The sequence below is a fragment of the Massilia sp. 01N410 genome (assembly GCF_056399665.1).
Window position 1 is genome coordinate 116,233 of sequence record NZ_JBFTRV010000002.1, and the last position, 18,845, is coordinate 135,077.

The 18,845-nt window shown below is 62.2% G+C and carries 15 protein-coding genes and 1 tRNA gene; 6 read left to right on the top strand and 10 right to left on the bottom strand.

What is annotated here, in order from left to right; translation table 11 throughout:
* A complete protein-coding gene (locus tag AC1DOP_RS03165; RefSeq protein WP_442122516.1) occupies nt 1-282 on the top strand; it encodes a KTSC domain-containing protein in 282 nt (93 codons plus the stop codon).
* 60 nt (nt 283-342) lie between these two features.
* Here AC1DOP_RS03165 and acs read toward each other — a convergent pair whose 3' ends face one another.
* Nucleotides 343-2,346 (bottom strand): acetate--CoA ligase, encoded by a 2,004-nt coding sequence (acs, locus tag AC1DOP_RS03170; protein ID WP_477249771.1) that lies wholly within the window; start codon nt 2,344-2,346, stop codon nt 343-345.
* Between the two features lie 222 nt (nt 2,347-2,568).
* Here acs and AC1DOP_RS03175 point away from each other — a divergent pair, with 222 nt between their 5' ends.
* Together AC1DOP_RS03175 and AC1DOP_RS03180 are read left to right on the top strand one after the other, a co-directional pair.
* Nucleotides 2,569-3,177 carry a YqhA family protein gene (locus tag AC1DOP_RS03175; RefSeq protein WP_477249773.1) on the top strand — a complete coding sequence of 203 codons (609 nt, stop codon included), beginning with the start codon at nt 2,569-2,571 and terminating at the stop codon, nt 3,175-3,177.
* Between the two features lie 17 nt (nt 3,178-3,194).
* Nucleotides 3,195-4,730: a fumarate hydratase gene (locus tag AC1DOP_RS03180; protein WP_477249775.1), complete on the top strand. Its 1,536-nt coding sequence runs from the start codon at nt 3,195-3,197 to the stop codon at nt 4,728-4,730.
* Nucleotides 4,731-4,787: 57 nt separating this feature from the next.
* Here the strand turns inward: AC1DOP_RS03180 and AC1DOP_RS03185 are convergent, their stop codons facing one another.
* Entirely contained in the window at nt 4,788-6,170 is a 1,383-nt protein-coding gene (locus tag AC1DOP_RS03185) for a serine hydrolase domain-containing protein (RefSeq protein WP_477249777.1), read from the bottom strand.
* 95 nt (nt 6,171-6,265) lie between these two features.
* Between AC1DOP_RS03185 and murI the strand changes: the two genes are divergently transcribed.
* Together murI and AC1DOP_RS03195 are read left to right on the top strand one after the other, a co-directional pair.
* Complete coding sequence (murI, locus tag AC1DOP_RS03190) at nt 6,266-7,129, top strand: glutamate racemase (RefSeq protein WP_442122512.1); 864 nt, start codon at nt 6,266-6,268, stop codon at nt 7,127-7,129.
* A gap of 74 nt (nt 7,130-7,203) precedes the next feature.
* Nucleotides 7,204-7,279 (top strand) — tRNA-His (locus AC1DOP_RS03195).
* A gap of 58 nt (nt 7,280-7,337) precedes the next feature.
* Here the strand turns inward: AC1DOP_RS03195 and AC1DOP_RS03200 are convergent.
* The 5 genes from AC1DOP_RS03200 to dusA form a co-directional block, all read right to left on the bottom strand.
* Entirely contained in the window at nt 7,338-7,748 is a 411-nt protein-coding gene (locus AC1DOP_RS03200; protein WP_477249780.1) for a hypothetical protein, read from the bottom strand.
* Nucleotides 7,749-7,874: 126 nt separating this feature from the next.
* Entirely contained in the window at nt 7,875-8,249 is a 375-nt protein-coding gene (locus tag AC1DOP_RS03205; protein WP_442122510.1) for a YXWGXW repeat-containing protein, read from the bottom strand.
* A 175-nt stretch (nt 8,250-8,424) separates the two neighbouring features.
* Nucleotides 8,425-8,766, bottom strand: coding sequence for an energy transducer TonB (locus tag AC1DOP_RS03210; protein WP_442122509.1), 342 nt, complete (start codon nt 8,764-8,766; stop codon nt 8,425-8,427).
* 76 nt (nt 8,767-8,842) lie between these two features.
* Nucleotides 8,843-10,651: a methyl-accepting chemotaxis protein gene (locus AC1DOP_RS03215; protein WP_442122508.1), complete on the bottom strand. Its 1,809-nt coding sequence runs from the start codon at nt 10,649-10,651 to the stop codon at nt 8,843-8,845.
* A 347-nt stretch (nt 10,652-10,998) separates the two neighbouring features.
* Entirely contained in the window at nt 10,999-11,991 is a 993-nt protein-coding gene (gene dusA, locus AC1DOP_RS03220; RefSeq protein WP_477249783.1) for a tRNA dihydrouridine(20/20a) synthase DusA, read from the bottom strand.
* Between the two features lie 847 nt (nt 11,992-12,838).
* On the opposite strand from dusA, the gene AC1DOP_RS03225 reads away from it, so the two are divergent.
* Nucleotides 12,839-14,200, top strand: a complete 1,362-nt coding sequence (locus AC1DOP_RS03225; protein ID WP_442122506.1) for a Fic family protein — start codon at nt 12,839-12,841, stop codon at nt 14,198-14,200.
* A gap of 135 nt (nt 14,201-14,335) precedes the next feature.
* Here the strand turns inward: AC1DOP_RS03225 and AC1DOP_RS03230 are convergent, their stop codons facing one another.
* The 3 genes from AC1DOP_RS03230 to AC1DOP_RS03240 all read right to left on the bottom strand — a co-directional run bounded on the left by AC1DOP_RS03230 (nt 14,336) and on the right by AC1DOP_RS03240 (nt 18,777).
* Nucleotides 14,336-15,379 (bottom strand): glycosyltransferase family 4 protein, encoded by a 1,044-nt coding sequence (locus tag AC1DOP_RS03230; protein ID WP_442122505.1) that lies wholly within the window; start codon nt 15,377-15,379, stop codon nt 14,336-14,338.
* 30 nt (nt 15,380-15,409) lie between these two features.
* The gene (locus AC1DOP_RS03235; protein ID WP_442122504.1) at nt 15,410-16,333 is read right to left on the bottom strand and encodes a glycosyltransferase family protein; all 924 of its coding nucleotides are present in this window, start codon (nt 16,331-16,333) and stop codon (nt 15,410-15,412) included.
* Between the two features lie 218 nt (nt 16,334-16,551).
* Nucleotides 16,552-18,777 (bottom strand): tetratricopeptide repeat protein, encoded by a 2,226-nt coding sequence (locus tag AC1DOP_RS03240; protein ID WP_442122503.1) that lies wholly within the window; start codon nt 18,775-18,777, stop codon nt 16,552-16,554.
* Nucleotides 18,778-18,845 lie beyond the last annotated feature (68 nt).

Here is an 18,845-nt window from a genome sequence, read left to right on the forward strand (position 1 = left end):
ATGACGATCATGGAAATGAAGAGAATCAACGCCGGCAAACTCCGCGCCATCGGCTACGACCCGAAAGAGCGCATCCTGCGCGTCGAATTCGACGACGGCAGCGCCATCGACTATTCCGGCGTCGGCAGCGAGGTCTGGAGAAGGTTCTCGACCTCGGGCGTAGCCTGGAGTTTTTACCGCGACAATATCGAGGAAGAGTTCGCCGGCAAGCGCGGGCGCGCGGCGGTTGGCAGCCAGCGGTCCGAGCTCGATGCGCTGTTCAAGCAGCCCGGGGAAGAATAAAAAAACGCCGCACCATTTTCACGGTGCGGCGTCAACTCTGCTGTCGACCACTATAAATCCTTAAGCCGATTCCTTCAACTGCTCCAGGATGGCCGGGTTTTCCAGGGTCGACACGTCCTGGGTGATGCTCTCGCCCTTGGCCAGCACGCGCAGCAGGCGGCGCATGATCTTGCCGCTTCGCGTCTTCGGCAGGTTGTCGCCGAAGCGGATTTCCTTCGGCTTGGCGATCGGGCCGATCTCCTTGCCGACCCAGTTGCGCAGCTCGGCCGCCAGGGCCTTGGCTTCGTCGCCGGTCGGGCGGGCCTGTTTCAGCACCACGAAGGCGCACACGGCTTCGCCGGTGGTCTCGTCCGGCTTGCCGACCACGGCGGCTTCCGCCACCATCGGGTGCGCCACCAGCGCCGATTCGATCTCCATCGTGCCCATGCGGTGGCCCGAGACGTTCAGCACGTCGTCGATGCGGCCGGTGATGGTGAAGTAGCCGGTGTCCTTGTTGCGGATCGCGCCGTCGCCGGCCAGGTAGTATTTGCCGCCCAGTTCGTCCGGATAGTAGGCGCTGCGGAAGCGGTCGGGATTGTTCCAGATGGTGCGGATCATCGACGGCCACGGACGCTTGACGACCAGGATGCCGCCCTGGCCATTCGGCACGTCGGCGCCGGCTTCGTCCACGATCGCGGCCATGATGCCCGGCAGCGGCAGCGTGCAGGAGCCCGGCACCATCGGGGTCGCGCCCGGCAGCGGGGTGATCATGTGGCCGCCGGTCTCGGTCTGCCAGAAGGTGTCGACGATCGGGCAGCGCTCGTTGCCGACGTTCCTGTAGTACCACATCCAGGCTTCCGGATTGATCGGCTCGCCCACGGTGCCCAGCAGGCGCAGGCTGGACAGGTCGAAGCTCTTCGGATGCACTTTCTCGTCGGCGTTCGACATCTTGATCAGCGAACGGATCGCGGTCGGCGCGGTGTAGAAGATCGAGACCTTGTGCTTGGCGACGGTTTCCCAGAAGCGGCCGGCGTGCGGGAAGGTCGGCACGCCTTCGAAGATGACCTGGGTGGCGCCGACGGCGGTCGGGCCGTAGCAGATATAGGTGTGGCCGGTGACCCAGCCGATGTCGGCGGTGCACCAGTAGACGTCCTGCGGCTTGATGTCGAAGGTCCACTTCATCGTCAGCGCGGCCCACAGCAGGTAGCCGCCGGTGCTGTGCTGGACGCCCTTCGGGGTGCCGGTCGAGCCGGAGGTGTAGAGGATGAACAGCGGGTGTTCGGCATCGACCCATTCCGGCTCGCACTCGGCCGGCTGGCCGTCGACGACATCGTGCAGCCACAGGTCGCGGCCTTGCTGGAAGTTGATGTTGCCGCCGGTACGCTTGTAGACGATCACGTCCTTGATGGTGTCGCAGCCGCCCATCGCCAGCGCTTCGTCGACGATGGCTTTCAGCGGCAGTGACTTGCCGCCGCGCATCTGCTCGTCGGCAGTGATGATGGCCACCGCGCCGGCGTCGATGATGCGTTCCTGCAGCGATTTCGCCGAGAAGCCGCCGAACACCACCGAGTGGGTCGCGCCGATGCGGGCGCAGGCCTGCATCGCGGCCACGCCTTCGATCGACATCGACATGTAGATGATGACGCGGTCGCCCTTCTTGATGCCGCGGGCCTTCAGGCCGTTGGCGAATTTGCAGACGCGCTCGTACAGCTCGCGGTAAGTGGCGCGGGTCACCTGGCCGTCGTCGGCTTCGAAGATGATCGCGGTTTTATCCGCGTTGCCGTTGCTGAGGTTGCGGTCGAGGCAGTTGTACGATGCGTTCAGCTGGCCGTCCGCGAACCACTTGTAGAACGGCGCGTTCGATTCGTCGAGGGTCTGGGTGAAAGGCTTCTGCCAGTCGAGGTTCTCGCGGGCCAGGCGGGCCCAGAAGCCTTCGTAGTCGCTGGCGGCTTCGTCGCACAGCTTGCGGTATGCATCCATTCCGGAGATGGTTGCGTTGGCGGCGAAATCGGCGGGCGGGTTGAATACGCGATGCTCGTGCAATGCGCCCTGCTCCTGATCTTGATTGGTCTCGTTCTCAGCCATACTAGTCTCCACAGTAGTAGTTTTGCCACATACCATATGCGTGCTCGCTTACTGAGCCCTTACAGACCAGCCTTTGCCATAACAGCTCCGCGGCACGCCTTCCGGCATCCCAAGATTATTCTACCAACCTTTCCGGAACATCGAAGGCCAAGCCAGCCATCCGTTACGGGTGTAGAATGTTGAGCTGTCTTGACCATGGCCGCTCACCGGCTTTCAACGCAGATGCCCGATTTGCAATCTCCTTCCGACGCGCGCAGGCGTTCCGCCCTCGCCAGTTTCATGTTCGCCAGCCGCTGGCTGCAGCTTCCCCTCTATCTCGGCCTGATCCTGGCGCAGTGCGTCTACGTGTTCCATTTCTGGGTCGAACTGAAGGACCTGGTGTTCGCCGCGATGGGCAACGAGGACGCCCTGCAGCACATCTTCCAGGCCGTGGCCGTACCCGGCGCGCCGCTTCCGGACAAGCTGAACGAAACCACCATCATGCTGGTGGTGCTGGGCCTGATCGACGTGGTGATGATCTCGAACCTCTTGATCATGGTGATCGTCGGCGGCTACGAGACCTTCGTGTCGCGCATGTATCTCGAGGGCCATCCGGACCAGCCGGAATGGCTGTCGCACGTGAACGCGTCGGTACTGAAGACCAAGCTGGCGATGGCGATCATCGGCATCTCCTCGATCCACCTGCTGAAGACCTTCATCAACTCGTATGCCTACGAGCCGAAGGTGCTGATTTCGCAGACCTGCATCCACGTCGTATTCCTGCTGTCGGCAATGGCAATCGCCTACACCGACCGCATCATGACCAACACCGCAAGTAACACCAAACACTAACCCTGAACGAGAACGAAATGACTGTCATCAAACAGGACGACCTGATCGAATCCGTCGCCGCCGCACTCCAGTACATCAGCTACTACCACCCTGCCGACTACATCCAGCACCTGGCGCGCGCGTACGAAGCCGAGCAGAGCCCGGCCGCCAAGGATGCGATCGCCCAGATCCTGACCAACTCGCGCATGTGCGCCGAAGGCAAGCGCCCGATCTGCCAGGACACCGGCATCGTCAACGTGTTCCTGAAGGTCGGCATGAACGTGCGCTTCGAAGGCTTCGGCAGCGGTTCGATCACCGACGCCGTCAACGAAGGCGTGCGCCGCGCGTACAACTTCGCCGACAACAAGCTGCGCGCCTCGATCGTCGCCGACCCGCACTTCGAGCGCAAGAACACCAAGGACAACACCCCGGCCGTCGTGCACATGGAACTGGTGCCGGGCGACACCGTCGACGTCATGGTCGCCGCGAAAGGCGGCGGCTCGGAGAACAAGACCAAGTTCGTGATGCTGAACCCGTCCGACTCGCTGGTCGACTGGGTCCTGAAGACCGTGCCGCTGATGGGCGCCGGCTGGTGCCCGCCGGGCATGCTGGGCATCGGTATCGGCGGTTCGGCCGAGAAGGCGATGCTGATGGCGAAAGAGTCGCTGATGGAAGACATCGACATGTACGAACTGAAGCAGCGCGGCCCGCAGAACAAGCTGGAAGAGCTGCGTATCGAACTGTGCGACAAGATCAACGCGCTGGGCATCGGCGCCCAGGGCCTGGGCGGCCTGACCACCGTGCTCGACGTGAAGATCAATATGTACCCGACCCACGCGGCATCGAAGCCGGTGGCGATGATCCCGAACTGCGCCGCCACCCGCCACGCCCACTTCGTGCTGGATGGCTCGGGCCCGTCCTACATCGAACCGCCGGCGCTGTCGACCTGGCCGGAAGTGCACTGGACCCCGGACACCCAGAAGTCGAAGAGCGTGAACCTGGACACCCTGACCAAGGAAGAAGTCGCGTCCTGGCAGCCGGGCCAGACCCTGCTCCTGAACGGCAAGATGCTGACCGGCCGCGATGCCGCCCACAAGCGCATCCAGGACATGCTGGCCAAGGGCGAGCAGCTGCCGGTGGACTTCACCAACCGCGTGATCTACTACGTCGGCCCGGTCGATCCGGTGCGCGACGAAGTGGTCGGCCCGGCAGGCCCGACCACCGCGACCCGCATGGACAAGTTCACCGACATGATGCTCGAGCAGACCGGCCTGATCGCGATGATCGGCAAGGCCGAGCGCGGCCCGGCGGCGATCGAATCGATCAAGAACCACAAGTCGGCCTACCTGATGGCGGTCGGCGGTTCGGCCTACCTGGTGTCGAAGGCGATCAAGTCGGCCAAGGTGGTCGGCTTCGAAGACCTGGGCATGGAAGCGATCTACGAGTTCGAAGTGAAGGACATGCCGGTGACCGTGGCCGTGGACTCCACCGGTACCTCGGTGCACCAGACCGGCCCGAAGGAATGGGCTGCGAAGATCGAATCGCTGAAGGGTATTCCGGTCAGCGTCGCGTAATCCACGCGCGATCCCGAAAAACCGCCCCGGCCCTGCCGCGGCGGTTTTTTTACGTCCCTATTTCGGGCCGAAGCCGCGGATCCTGCCGTCCCTGTCGAGATCGAAGCCCCAGCTCTGGGCCTTGGCGCCATGGCGGACGCGGTAGACGCGGTCGATGCCCTTGTCCGTCTCCTTTTCCGATACCAGCACGATTTCCTCCGCGGGCGGGATCGAGCGCAGGAAGGGCACCAGGAAGTCCCTGAAGGCCGGGACGAACTGCTTGCGCGCGTCCTCGGTGAAGCGGCTGTCGTCGACCTTGCCGGCGGCGCCGTCGACGAGGACCTGGCGCAGCGCCGCGCTCAGCGCCGGACGGGCATCCGCGATCCCCTCCGGCATCGCCAGCTTCGGCGGCGGATAGAACAGCTCCGACACGCCCTTTGCCAGGTAGGGATACAGCTTCTGGCCATTGTTCAGCACGATGAAGGTCGCGCGCTCCTGCGGCAAGCGCAGGATGTCCGACAGCGCCGGACCGCCGGAATGGCCGACCGTCTTGCGGCCATTGAATTCGCCGACCACCCAGCCGATGCCGAAGCCGTTGACCGTGCCGTTCCCGAGCTGAGCCGGCGTCCACATCGCCTGCATGGCCTCCCTGCGAAGGAAAGTCCCCTTGTCGAGCGCCACCGCCACCTTCGCAAGATCGGAGACGGAGGCCAGCAGGCCGCCGGCATCGTAGCTGAGCGGCCAGAAATGGAAACTGGAGTTCTTATGGCGGCCGTCGCTCCAGCCGTAGACGCCGACCCGCTTCGGCACCACCTCGGTGCTGCGCATGTTCGGCTCGCCGCTGCTGTATTCGAAATCGGCGCGCAACCCGAGCGGACCCGTCACGTACCGCTTGAGCGCCTGCGTATAGGGCATGCCGGCCGCCGCCTCGATCACTTTCGCCAGCACGGTGTAGCCGCCGATGCCGTATTCGCTCGATGCGCCCGGCGCGTGCGTGAGCGGCATGGCGGCGGCTGCGGCGACGTAGTCGTCCAGCGTGGCGTCCGGCTTGACCTTGACGTTGTCCGGGATGCCGGACGAGTGGTCGGCCAGGTGGCGCACCGTGATGGCTTGCCAAGCCTCGGGCGCGTTCGACAAATACTGCGCGATGCGCGCGTCCAGCGACAGCTTGCCCGCCTCCTGCAGGCGCATCAGCAGCATGCCGGTAAACGGCTTGGTGGACGAGGCGAGCTGGAATGCGGTATCCGGCGTGACGCGCTGCTGCCATTCGAGGTTCGCCAGGCCGTAGGTCTGCAGCTTGGCGATCCTGCCGTCCCTGACGATGGCGACCGCGGCGCCCGGCACGTGGTTCAGCGCCATCTGCTTGCGGATGTAGTCGTCGACCCGGTCGGCGTGGACCGGCGCGGCCGCGATGCAGGCCAGCGCCAGGCCGGCGATGGCGTTTCCGATTGCTTGAGGCATGGCGTCTCCATTGTTCGGTGCCAAAAATATAGCAGCGAAGCGCGCCGCCGCCTCCCCCCAGCCATGGTGGGGCCGCCGCGTGCTACCATCTCCGCATGAATCTGCCCTACCTGCCCAGCGACGCCCCGGTCGGCATCTTCGATTCCGGCGTCGGTGGACTCTCGATCCTGCGCCATATCCGCGCCCAGCTGCCCCACGAACACCTGATCTACGTGGCCGACTCCGGCTTCGCACCCTACGGCGACAAGCCCGAACAGGTGGTGGCCGAACGTTCGCTGGCCATCGCCCGCTTCCTTGCCGCCCACGGCGCCAAGGCCCTGGTGGTGGCCTGCAACACGGCGACCATCGCTGCCGTGAAGCTGCTGCGCGCCCGCTTTCCGGAGATGCCGATCGTCGGCGTCGAACCTGGCCTGAAACCGGCGGCTGCGGCCAGCCGCAACGGCAAGATCGGCGTACTGGCCACCGAGCGGGCCCTGGCCGGCGCCAAGTTCCTGACGCTGCGCGACGAGATCGCGCAAGCCACCGGCGCCGAGTTCCTGCTGCAGCCCTGCAAGGGCCTGGCCGACCAGATCGAATTCGGCGAACTCGATGCGCAGGAAACCTCCGGCATGCTGCGGCGTTACATCGCACCGCTGCTGGCGCAAGGCGCCGACACCCTGGTGCTCGGCTGCACCCACTACCCGCTGGTACAGGCGTCGATCGAACGGGTGATCGAGGAAGAAGGCGTGCGCGGCGTGACCATCATCGATACCGGCGAAGCAGTCGCCCGCCAGCTGGGACGCCTGCTGGAAACCGGCGGCCTGCTGCGCTCCCCCGATGCGACTGCGCCGGCCCGCCTGCAAGCCTATACGAGCGCCAGCGCGACCGCCCTGTCGGCGGCGTTCAACAGCCTGATCGGCATCGATCCGCAGGTGGAAGAGACCGGCTTCGACCTGCCTGGCACTGCCGGGCACATTTAGATTTGCCAGATGGGGAAGGTGCCGCTATAATCTCGTTCTGTCTCGGCAACAACGAGACAGTAAGTAAGACAGTGGTGGCTGTAGCTCAGTTGGTAGAGTCCAGGATTGTGATTCCTGTTGTCGTGGGTTCGAGTCCCATCAGCCACCCCAAAGAATTCGATGAGAAGTCCGGTTCGCAAGACCCGGGCTTTTTGTTTTTCCGCGCTCCTCACCAGCACCGGAACTCCATCGACCCCGCCATCAGCGCATCGCCCCTCACCCGCCGCCGGGCCATGCAACGGCCCACATTCCTGACATTCAGGCGCAGGAAGCGCGGCGTTCCCGCATACAGGCAGTCGACCTGGTAGATCATCGAGCGCGAACCCGTCCTCATGTTCCAGGACTGGAACAGGATCCCGCCCATCTGCCATTCCTTCTCCGGCATGCCTTCCGCCAGACCTCTTTCATCGGCGCGGGTGGCGGGCAGGTAGCCGAGGATCCGTGCCCGGTCCAGCCGGGCTTTCGGCAGCTTCCAGTCGGCAGGCGGACTGATGGGGCACTCGAGCGGGGCAGCGTGCGCCAGGCAGCAGCCGAGCAGCAGCGCAGCGAAGGTGATGTTCTTCCTGGAAATGCATCGCATGGTAATCTTTTGTCATCATTGGATTCTCCATGCTAGGCATCCCGCATGCCGCCGGCTTGCGCGCCCTCACCCGCAAAAACAAAAAGCCAGTCGCTCGGACTGGCTTTTTGCTTCAGCGAAGACGGATTACGAACGGTTCGGATTGTTCGGGCGGGCGTCGAAGCGGTTCGGGACGCCGTCGCCGTCACGGTCGCCGCGGCGCCAGCCGCCACGCTCCAACTGCCAGCCGTTGTCGCCCTGGCGCCATTCCGGACGGCGGTAGGTATAGCCCCTGCGGACTTTCTCGTAGTGGCCCTTGGCCCACACGTAGCGATGGCCGTTCCAGTTCCAGTAGCCGGGCGCCCATTCGTAGCCGTGGCGTGCATGCGGCACGACTTCGTGGCGCGGCGCCGGCGGTGCGGTGCGGACGACCACCACGTCACCTTTCGCGAAGGCCTGCGCCGGGACAAAAGCGGCGGTGCTGATCAGGGCTGCGGCAGCGGCACAGAGGATTCGTTTCATGATGCTTCTCCTTTCGGTTGGTGTGAGACCACTATAGCGAGCCGAAGCGCGAAACAGTGATTCTGATGCAAGTGCTTACAACCGAAACATGAAGCGACAGATGTGTAACAAGGGCAAGCAGTAAACGACAAACCGGCCGCGCGGGCCGGTTTCCTCACTACGGACGGGAAGCGGATCAGTCCAGCTTCCAGGCGTAGTCGACCTTGGTCCAGGTCTGGGCCGGTGCGCCATCCTTGGTGCCCGGCTTGAATTTGCAGGACGACAGGCCTTTCAGGGCTGCCTTGTCCAGTCCTTTGAAGCCGCTCGACTTTTCCAGCTTCGAATCTGCCACCGAACCGTCGGCATTGACCAGGAAGGACATCGAGGTCACGCCCTGCTCTTCATTCATCAGCGAGGCTTTCGGGTATTCGACCTTGCACTTCGACGGATCGAAGCTGGCCGGGGTTTCGGCGGCGGCGGCGAAACCGGTAACGAACATACTGGCAAACAGGACTGCGGCAAATTTCTTGTTGGACATTTTTATTTCCCCTAAATAACAAAGTTTTTTTTAATGGCCGGTTTGTTCACCGGCCGATTTGACGAGCCGTCCTGGCTCAGAATTCTTCCCAGTCGTCGCTGGCGGCAGCCGCTGCGACCTTCTTCGAGGTCGACGATGCGCCGCCGGCTTCCGGCGCCTGCGCTTCCTCGGCCTTGGCGGCCGGCTTGCGGGCGGCAGCCGGCTTTTTCAGCTGAGGAGATGCGGCTGGCCGACGTGCCGGACGGGCCACCACGGCGCGGGTTGCCACCGCGGTCGAGGCCGAAACCGGTGCGGCTGCGTCAAAGGCGGCGGCTTCTTCGCCTTCGGCCAGCTTGAAGATGCTGACCACGCGCTGCAGCTCGGCAGCCTGGTCCTGCAGGCTCTGGAAGGCGGCGGCAGCCTCCTCGACCAGGGCGGCGTTCTGCTGGGTCATGCCGTCCATCTCGATGATCGACAGGTTGACCTGCTCGATGCCGGCGCTCTGCTCGGCGCTGGCGGCGGCGATGTCGCTCATGATGTCGGTCACGCGCTTGACGCTGTCGACCACTTCTTCCATGGTCACGCCGGCCTGGCCGACCAGCTTGGAACCGCGACCGATCTTCTCGACGGAGTCGCCGATCAGGGTTTTGATCTCTTTTGCCGCAGCGGCCGAACGCTGGGCCAGGTTACGCACTTCGGATGCCACGACCGCGAAACCGCGGCCCTGTTCGCCGGCACGGGCGGCTTCCACCGCAGCGTTCAGCGCCAGGATGTTGGTCTGGAAGGCGATGCCATCGATCACGCCGATGATGTCGGCAATCTTGCCGGCCGAGCTGTTGATCTCACCCATCGTGCCGACCACTTGCGACACCACTTCACCGCCCTTGCGCGCCACATCCGATGCGGTGGCGGCCAGCTGGTTGGCTTCACGGGCGTTGTCGGCGTTCTGCTTCACGGTCGAAGTCAGCTCTTCCATGGCCGAGGCGGTCTTCTCCAGCGAGCTGGCCTGCAGTTCGGTACGCGAGGACAGGTCGACGTTGCCGGCGGCGATTTCACGCGAGGCAGTGGTGATGGTATGGGTGCCGCGACGGACCTGGCTGACGATGTCGACCAGGCTGTTGCGCATCTGTTTCATTTCGCTCAGCAGGCTGCCTTTGTCCGACGACTTAGTGTCGATCGAGATCGACAGGTCGCCTTCGGCGATGCTGGTAGCGATCTTCGAGGTGTAGCTCGGTTCGCCGCCAAGCTGCTTCAGCAGGCCGCGGGTGATCACATAGGCAGCCGCCACGCCGATCGCGACGGCGGCCAGCAAGGTCAGCAGCATGAAGTTACGCGCGCTTTCATACTGGGCGCCGGCGTCGGCCTGGGTCTGGGCGTTCTGCTTGTCTTCGCGGTCGGCCAGCTGGTCCAGCGCTTCCAGCCATTTCTTCTGCGCCGGGCGGATTTCCTTGACCATCACGCGGGTCGCGTCCATGGCGTTATTCGCCAGATAGAGTTCCGATGCCTTGGCGATGGCCGGCATGGCGACGCCTTCCGCTTCCTTGACCTGGGCCAGCAGCGCCTTTTCTTCGGCCGAGGCCTCCAGTGCGAACTTCTCGCTCAGCTTCTGCTGCAGCGCATCGTACTTGGCGGTCTGCTCCTTGAAGCGCTTGAGTTCCGGTTCCATGTCGGCCGGATCGGTCATCAGGGTCAGGGTACGCAGCGAGGTGACGCGTTCGCTGACGTTGTTGCGCATGTCGACGACAAGACGGGTGACGACGTTGCTGACGCCGATCACGTGATCGAGCCTGCTCTGGATCTGTCCGGTGCGAACGATGCCGACGACGGTCAGGATGACCATCAGCACGAGCACGAGAGCGAAGCCCAGCGCCAGGCGCATGCCGACCTTCATGTTGGATAAATTCATTTACTGTCTTCCCTGTTCTTCAGATGATTGGATCCGCCCGGAACTTCTGCGCCGCGCGCCCCCTTTTTATTACTAAAAGTTTAACTTCTCCGTGAACTTTTGTGTATTTCCGTCAGGATAAATCAAAACTCGACAGTTGCAGCGAGTAAACATGACTCTACTCAATACTGTTTCGCTACTACAACAATATCAAGGGCCGTACGGGGAGAAGAGCCCGAATTATGGGTCTATTCTTGCTGTTGAGCAAGGAAAAGAGACGCGGCGCACGTATTTACATGCGCCGGTGTGGTGAATTGTGAACAGGAAAAACGGCCAGGATTTGACCGTATTGATAGAATGTTAAATTCTCACGCTGCCTTGCGCAGGCGGCCGGCAGCTTCCAGCAGGAGTTCCGGATTGCCTTCGGCCAGGCGGCGGGAATCGGACAGCACCTGGCGGAAGCTGCGCGCCCCCGGCAGTCCGGCCATCAGGCCCAGCATGTGGCGGGTGATGCTGTTCAGGCGCAGGCCCAGCGGGCCGTAGCGCTCGAGCTGCTCGCGGATATACGGAATCATCGCTTCCAGTACCTGCTCGCGCGAGGCCGGTGCGCTCGTCCCGTCGCCGTAGAAGCGGGCGTCCCACTCGGCCATCAGCCAGGGGTTGTGATAGGCCTCGCGCCCGATCATGACGCCGTCGACGTGCCGCAGGTGGCTTTCGATCTCGTCGTTGGTCTTGATGCCGCCGTTGATGATGATCTCCAGCTCTGGGAACTCTTTCTTGAGCTCGTAGGCGACGTGGTAGCGCAGCGGCGGAATCTCGCGATTTTCCTTCGGCGACAGCCCTTTCAGCACGGCATTGCGGGCGTGGACGATGAAGGTGCGGCAACCGGCATCGGCGATGGTGCCGATGAAGTCGCGCACGAAGCCGTAGTCCTCGTTGTAGTCGATGCCGATGCGGTGCTTGACGGTGACGTCGATCGAGACCGCGTCGCGCATCGCCTTCACGCAGTCGGCCACCAGTTGCGGCTCGTTCATCAGGCAGGCACCGAACGCCCCCTTCTGCACGCGCTCCGAGGGGCAGCCGCAGTTCAGGTTGATCTCGTCATAGCCCCATTGCTCGCCCAGCTTCGCGCTTTTCGCCAGGTCGGCCGGCTCGCTGCCGCCCAGTTGCAGGGCGATCGGGTGCTCGACCTCGTCGTAGCGCAGGTGGCGCTCGACGTCGCCGTAGACCAGCGCACCGGTGGTCACCATCTCGGTATACATCCAGGTGTGGCGGGTGATCTGACGGTGGAACACGCGGCAGTGGCGGTCGGTCCAGTCCATCATTGGCGCAGTACTTAGAAGTCGTTTGCGGTATTTCATGTTTTCTTTGATTCGATATGTCCAGCGTCTGGCGCAACCCAATAGTTTATAGCGAAAGCGTCGTAGAGGGCCATATGTTCTCAATGATCGTTTTGTTGTGACGATATCCGCGCCGACCAATAAGGGTCCGCACAGCCATACCGCTAACATGCAATTTTCCGTCTGATGTTGCCAATGAGTCATACTATTCATTCTCTTTATCAAAGAAAATCTTTGTGGATCGAGAACTCCAATTGCTCCTTCTGAAATCGAAGAGTCGTCTTGAAAGGATTGCCCGGTCCATGGGCTCGGGCGCCAAGGCGATAGATCTGTATGGGTAGGTTTGGATCGCCATATGTGCACTACAAGAGCGCCTGGGCAGCGCATGGATGAGAACTTCGTGCCGTTGCCTGGCGGACCAGTAAGGCCGCTTCCCCAAAAGACAACGAGGAATTTCGAGCATGAGCATTTGTTTTGACCTTCGAATGGATATTGCTCATCCGTCGGATATCACGCGGTCGCTGGGCTTTTGTCCATCATAGGAGTTTCTTGGACAGGGCCGTCACGCCACGCGAGTACGAGCCAATCTGCTCGTTTCGCTTGTCGCCTTCCCCGGTATCGAGCTGAGATAGTCGACAATGATCACGTCTAGACCATGCCTGCGCGTCGGGCCTACGCTTGGGGTCGAAGCTCGGGCAGAGAAAACGCCAGCCTCATATCCATACCAAAGCACTTATTGGCGAACTCAGCTTTCAGTAGCGTCAAACAAACCCAGCTTAAACCGCGCCATATTTGGCATATAAGCTGGCGCAGTTCAGAGAACTGCGCCACAATTGCGCCATCTATTTCTTGACTGCGCCAATCAATCATGCCGACCGCCGCTGACTTGCTGAACAGTATCCGAATGTCCGACACCGGTCTGACACTGGCTGAACTTCTTAGTCAACATCCCGATGTTGCCCGGCGTACGGCTCAGCGCTCAATCGCACAACTGATCGCACGGAGCCAAGTCACTGCGGTAGGTGAAGGTCGAGCTCGCCGCTATTTCAGCGTTGGTACCCGCACTGACACGAGCGTAAAAAATGCCGGTACGGACGCTTTCCCCAGCTTTATCCCGCTCTCCGCGGACAGCCAGGACATTCTTGCCCATGTCGACCAGCCCGTGGAAGCACGCAAGCCAGTGGGCTACCAGCGCGAATTTCTGGACGCCTACCGCCCAAACGAGACTTGGTACCTGTCCGAGTCATTGCGTCGCCAACTACGAAAAATGGGCATCACCGCCGATGTCGGGGCGCCTGCAGGCACCTACAGCCGGGCCATCCTGAATCGCTTGCTGATCGATCTGTCGTGGGCGTCGAGCCATTTGGAAGGCAATACCTATTCACGCCTTGATACGCGCGAACTCATCGAGCACGGGAAAGCGGCCCGTGGCAAGGCCGCTATCGAAACGCAGATGATTCTGAATCACAAGACGGCCATCGAACTTCTTGTCGAAAACATCAGCGAGGCGGAGTTCAACCGCTACACGCTGATGAACCTGCACAGCGCCCTGGCGGAAAACTTGCTGCCCAACCCCGCGGACGAAGGGAGAATCCGGCTGCATGCGGTCGACATCGGCAAAAACGTCTATCGTCCCCTGTTCACGTCCCAGCAGCTCGAGGACGCCCTGGACGCGCTGCTGAACAAGGCAAACCAGATCAGTGATCCGTTCGAGCAGTCGTTCTTCATGATGGTGCATTTGCCTTACTTGCAGCCATTTGCCGACATCAATAAACGCACTTCGCGGCTGGCCGCGAATCTGCCGCTGTTTCTCGCCAATCTGTGCCCACTCACGTTTCTGGACGTACCCGAGCAAGCCTACAGCCGTGCCACTCTCGGCGTATACGAGCTGACGCGCGTCGAGCTGCTGCGTGACCTGTACGTCTGGGCCTATGAACGCTCGACACAGGAATATCTCGCCCTGAAGCAGAATCTGACCGAACCCGATCCGCTGCGCCTGGCCTGGCGTGACCTGATCAAGCAGACCATTCGCGAGATCGTCATTCACACTGAAAACGAGCCACTCGCCAGCATCCAGCGATCCGTGGCGCGCCATGTCCCAGAGCATGAGCAGCCCAGCGTGCAGGCGCTCATCGTTGAAGAACTCAAGCGCTTACATGAGGGCGTACTGGCGCGCTATGGTTTGCGACCGTCCGAATACGCAGCCTGGAAGGCGGTACACAGGCATTGAGAACCTCACGCGTTGGCGCCAGCCTCAACATGCGAATTCGGCGAACCTTGCAAAGTTCTGCTACTCCAAATTTGCACCAGACCGACCACCGGTCTCCGGCTGCTTCAGCAGAAGGCCTTGCGCGGCGGAGCCGGTTCAATATCCCAGCTTGCTGATTTCCCGGCGCGTGGTGACGTCCCGGATGATGCCGTCGAAACCGCTGCGCCAGTCTTTTGCCAGGGTCCGGAGCAGCAGACTCTTTGCCGCCTTCGGAAGGCTCGCGCGTACCGATTGATTACTCAGGATCGTTCTCAGGTTTTCCGCGAGAATGTCCGTATTGCCGACCGGGTGCACGAGCGCATTGACGCCGTGTTTCAGGCCGATGTGCCGATAGGTATCCAGGTCGGAGACGCAGATTGGCACTTCCAGTTCGAACGATTCCCAGATCGACAACGGTTGCGACTCGCTCGAGCTGGCCAATACGAAGCAGTCGGCGGAAGCCAGGTATCGCAACGCGATTTCATTCGGCTGCTCGCCCAGGAAGTGGTAACGCTCCGGGTGCGCCTTGACGATTGCCTGTTCCCTCTCCGGGAGATGAATGAATTTGCCGATGAAGACACATTCGATTTCGCGCTTCATGCTGTCGCTGAGCAGCTCGACCGCATTGATCGTGTCCTGCATGCGCTTGCGCGGCTCGACTGTTCCGATCGACACGATGCGAAGTTTGTCCTTGGGTGCCGGTTCGATCGCTTGCGTGTAGATGGCGTCGTTCCAGAAAGGCAGAACGTGTACCTCGGCAGGGGAATCGAAGGTAAAGCTGCTGTACACCATCTTCTGGTAGGTCGTCTGGAAAACGATTGCCGCAGCCTGGCGGAAACCTTCGGCCAGCGCCGGGTTCCTCAGGATAAATTGACGGCCAATATCAGACTCATGAATCCACCAGATCATCGGGCATTGGGCGCCGAACTTTGCCACGAATTCACCCCCCATCATGGTGTTGGCGACGACGAGGTCGACGTCGGAAGCGTTCGAGACGATCGGAATGTCCAGAGCCTTGAGCTTGGTCTTGATGTCGCCTTCCCCATCGATACGCGGCATCACGGAAACCTCGTGTTGTTCGCGGAGATGTTCGGCCAGGCGCAGGATCGCCGTGCTGGCGCCGGTGGTGTAGAACTCGTCGTTCAGTAACAGTATTTTCATGATGTCCTAGTGATAGGCAGTGCCGCCCGCTCAGGCGGCGACGAAACGATGTTGATGGTCCAGGCTCAGGCCGAAGTCGCGCTCGGACTCCAATTGTCCAAGCGGTACGCCTTCGAGTGCCATCACGTCGCCGACCAGTTTGTCTTCGTAATATTCGCCTTCCAGCAGGCCGGGGAAACGAATGGTAGCCATGACAAACTTTTCCAGCGGACCGCTGCCGAGGTAATAGGCGCCGCCACGTGCCCATGGACGGTGGAAGGGCTTGCCGTATGCGCGCCGGTTCAGTACCGGATCCTCGCATTTATTCCAGTGCCAGCAACGGTCGTGACTCAGGCTGGTCACCGGGAAACCGGCATAGACGTCCTCCTGCTTGAGCAGGTAAACCGCATCCTTGAGCCTTTCCGGATCGACCAGGGTCTGGTCATCGTCCACCTTCAGGATACCCACCTGGGAATCGACGTTCTCATACACCCAGTGCAAGGCTGCCGTCACCTTGCGAGGCAGGCTCTCATAATTGTCGGGGGCGTTGACCTGGATTGCGCGCGGATGCTCGATCGGGGCGGTATCCGAACCGGTCACGATCAGGTACGGAAATTGTGCCGCGTCGAACTGCTGGGCCAGGCGCAGCGCGTTGTCCTGATAGCGGCGGCAGCTGATGATCAAGGCCAGCGACGCTTTCGCCGGCGTCTTCGCGACGAGTCCCTTGTAAAGCTGCTGCAGGTTCTCGCGGTACGGGGCGAGTGCAATGGCAGCCTTGAGGTAGCCGAGTGCCGGACCCGCGGCGCCGCGCAAGCGCTCGATCTCGAAACGCTTGTAGTCCAGTATCCATTTGAAATCGGATGGAATGTAGGGATTTTCCTGCTCGAGGTTCGCACATACCGTCATCATGGCGGCCGCATTGTCAGGCGTGACCGCAATCTCTTGCAGCGCCATGATTTGATTGATAAAGCTCATTTAGACTTCGATCAGGATAGGGAAAGAAAAGAGGCGCTGTTTGAGACTTGGCCAGGAGACATTTTTTACTTTGTTGGCGTCAGACAATATCATGAATGCGCTCAAGCAAACAAGCCGCCGCCACCGTATTGATGGCGACATGCAAGGCTTCGTTGGAAAGCCGCATCAGAGCCGAAGGTTCTCGTTAACAAGCCGTCAAAAAGCGATTCGTTCGTCATTCAGTTCGCATGTCGCGAGCGCAGGTCCGCACGTACCTTGTCGATGACCGCGCTCCAATTTCCCTCGGAGGGCTGGCGGTACAGTTTCGCGTTCGGATACCACGGGCTGTCTTCCCGCTCGAGCAGCCAGCGCCAGTCGGGACGGCGGGGCAGCAGCACCCGCACGGGCTTGCCGAGTGCGCCAGCCAGGTGCGCCACACTGGTATCGACGGTGACGATCACGTCCATCAGTTCGCACAGCGCCGCCGTGTCGCTGAAATCCCGGATCGCCGCAGCGAACTGGCGCACCTTGGGCTGCAGGCCCAGCACCGCCTTGTCGGCCGTCCGCACCTCCTTTTGCAGCACGACGAAGTCGCATTCCTCGCCGAACAGCGGCGCGAACTGCTCCAGCGTGATGCTGCGGATGGCGTCGTTCTGGTACTTGGGATTGCCGTTCCAGACCACGCCCACACGCGGACGGGTCTGCTCGCCCAGCGTGCCGGCCCAGTGCACGACCTTGGCGGGATCGGCGGCCAGGTAAGGCACGCCGGCCGGGATGGTCTCGACAAGGGTGCCGAACGCCAGCGGAAGACTCATCAGCGGGCAATGGAGGTCGAAGGCCGGGGCCGGATCGCCCTTGGCGATGACGCGCGACACGCCATCGAGGCTGCTTGTCAGGCTGACCAGTTCGGGCTTCACTTCGAGGATGACGGTGGCGCCGCGCTGAGCGGCCATGCTTGCGTAGCGGCAGAACTGCAGCGTGTCGCCCAGGCCCTGCTCCCCCCAGAGCAGGATGGTCTTGCCCGCCAGGGACTCTACGCCGGTCCAGAGCGGCTGCTCGTATTCGCGCCTGTCCCTGGACAGGGAAAGCTCTTGCGCCGTCCAGCGCGACTCGTAGCTGCGCCAGCCTTCCGCGTAGTTACCCTGCTGCAGCTGAAGCAGGCCACGGTTGAAGCGGGCCAGCGAGCAGGCGGGATCGGCCGCGAGCGCCTGCTCATAACAGGCCATCGCTTCTTCACTGCGCCCCAGCTCTTCCATTACGCGGCCCAGGTTGGTATAGCCCGACGGATGGTGCGGCCAAAGTTCGATCACCTTGTGGCAGCTGGCGATCGCCGCGTCGTGGTCCCTGGTTTCGCGCTGGATGACGCCACGCGTCAGGTAGAGGTCGGCGTTGTCCGGCTCGAGGGCAATGGCGCGGCCGACGCTTTCGAGCGCAGCTTCGTACTGCCCGCTATCCTTCAGTGCCAGCGCGCGATGCTGCATCGCCAGGGCGTCGCTCTTGTCCAGGACGGTAACCGCCTCGTAGCTGAGGGCCGCCATGTCCGGGCGTCCCATGTCGCGCAGGATCTGCCCCTGGGTGCGATAGGCCTCGACGTAGCCGCGCTGTAGCTCGATCGCCTGCTCGCAGTCGGCCAGCGCCTCCTTGAGGCGCCTGAGCTTGCGCAGCACCGTCGCCCGGTTATTGTAGGCCTGCACCAGCTGCGGGTTCAGGGCGATCGCCTTGCTGTAGCTTTCCACGGCCTCCTTGGTGCGCTCCAGCGCCTGCAGTGCGCGGCCCCGGTTATACCAGGCGTCCGCATAGCCGGGAAACAGCTCGATCGCCAGGTCATAGGCCTGCATCGCGGCTTCGGCCTCGCCGCTATCGTTCAGGATGTTGCCGCGATTATTGTGGGCCTCGACATTGTGCGCGTTCAGCGCCAGCGCGCGGCCGACACTCTCCAGGGCGGCCTCGAAGCGGCCCAGGTCCTTGAGCGCCACGGCACGGTTGTTCCAGGCCTGTGCGTCGTCGGCGTTGAGCGCGAGCGCACGGTCGTAGCTGTCCAGCGCCTCTTCCTGCCGCCGCAGCCCCTGCAGAACGATGCCGCGGTTGTAATAAGTATCCGCATCGCCGGCCTGCAGCGCCAATGCCGCGTCGTAGCTGTCCAGCGCCTCGTCGAAGCGCTGCTGTTCTTTCAGCGCATTGCCCAGGTTGCCGTGCGCTTCCGCCACGTTCGCGTTGACCGCCAGCGCGTAGCGGATGAAATGTTCCGCCAGGCCAGGGTCGCCCAACTGGAAAGCGCCGATGCCGACATGGTGCAAGGCCTGGAAATGCCGGGGTGCGAGCTTGAGCGCCTGTTCATACGACAGCATCGCTTCATTGACCTGGCCCTGGCTGTGGAGCTGCAGGCCGTGGTTGAACAGCTGATTGGCCTGAGCCTGGTCCTGGGTGCCGGAATGGCCGGGAACGGAACTATTACTATATGCCATGTGGGGGAACGCGATAGATAGGATGGGTTCGCCCGGCGAGAGAGCAACGGTATGCCGGCGAAGGAAAG

Excerpts from the sequence above, each read along its gene's own strand:
- AC1DOP_RS03165 (WP_442122516.1), top strand. The coding sequence starts at position 1 with ATGACGATCATGGAAATGAAGAGAATCAACGCCGGCAAACTCCGCGCC.
- acs (WP_477249771.1), bottom strand. The coding sequence starts at position 2,346 with ATGGCTGAGAACGAGACCAATCAAGATCAGGAGCAGGGCGCATTGCAC.
- AC1DOP_RS03175 (WP_477249773.1), top strand. The coding sequence starts at position 2,569 with ATGCCCGATTTGCAATCTCCTTCCGACGCGCGCAGGCGTTCCGCCCTC.
- AC1DOP_RS03180 (WP_477249775.1), top strand. The coding sequence starts at position 3,195 with ATGACTGTCATCAAACAGGACGACCTGATCGAATCCGTCGCCGCCGCA.
- AC1DOP_RS03185 (WP_477249777.1), bottom strand. The coding sequence starts at position 6,170 with ATGCCTCAAGCAATCGGAAACGCCATCGCCGGCCTGGCGCTGGCCTGC.
- murI (WP_442122512.1), top strand. The coding sequence starts at position 6,266 with ATGAATCTGCCCTACCTGCCCAGCGACGCCCCGGTCGGCATCTTCGAT.
- AC1DOP_RS03200 (WP_477249780.1), bottom strand. The coding sequence starts at position 7,748 with ATGCGATGCATTTCCAGGAAGAACATCACCTTCGCTGCGCTGCTGCTC.
- AC1DOP_RS03205 (WP_442122510.1), bottom strand. The coding sequence starts at position 8,249 with ATGAAACGAATCCTCTGTGCCGCTGCCGCAGCCCTGATCAGCACCGCC.
- AC1DOP_RS03210 (WP_442122509.1), bottom strand. The coding sequence starts at position 8,766 with ATGTCCAACAAGAAATTTGCCGCAGTCCTGTTTGCCAGTATGTTCGTT.
- AC1DOP_RS03215 (WP_442122508.1), bottom strand. The coding sequence starts at position 10,651 with ATGAATTTATCCAACATGAAGGTCGGCATGCGCCTGGCGCTGGGCTTC.
- dusA (WP_477249783.1), bottom strand. The coding sequence starts at position 11,991 with ATGAAATACCGCAAACGACTTCTAAGTACTGCGCCAATGATGGACTGG.
- AC1DOP_RS03225 (WP_442122506.1), top strand. The coding sequence starts at position 12,839 with ATGCCGACCGCCGCTGACTTGCTGAACAGTATCCGAATGTCCGACACC.
- AC1DOP_RS03230 (WP_442122505.1), bottom strand. The coding sequence starts at position 15,379 with ATGAAAATACTGTTACTGAACGACGAGTTCTACACCACCGGCGCCAGC.
- AC1DOP_RS03235 (WP_442122504.1), bottom strand. The coding sequence starts at position 16,333 with ATGAGCTTTATCAATCAAATCATGGCGCTGCAAGAGATTGCGGTCACG.
- AC1DOP_RS03240 (WP_442122503.1), bottom strand. The coding sequence starts at position 18,777 with ATGGCATATAGTAATAGTTCCGTTCCCGGCCATTCCGGCACCCAGGAC.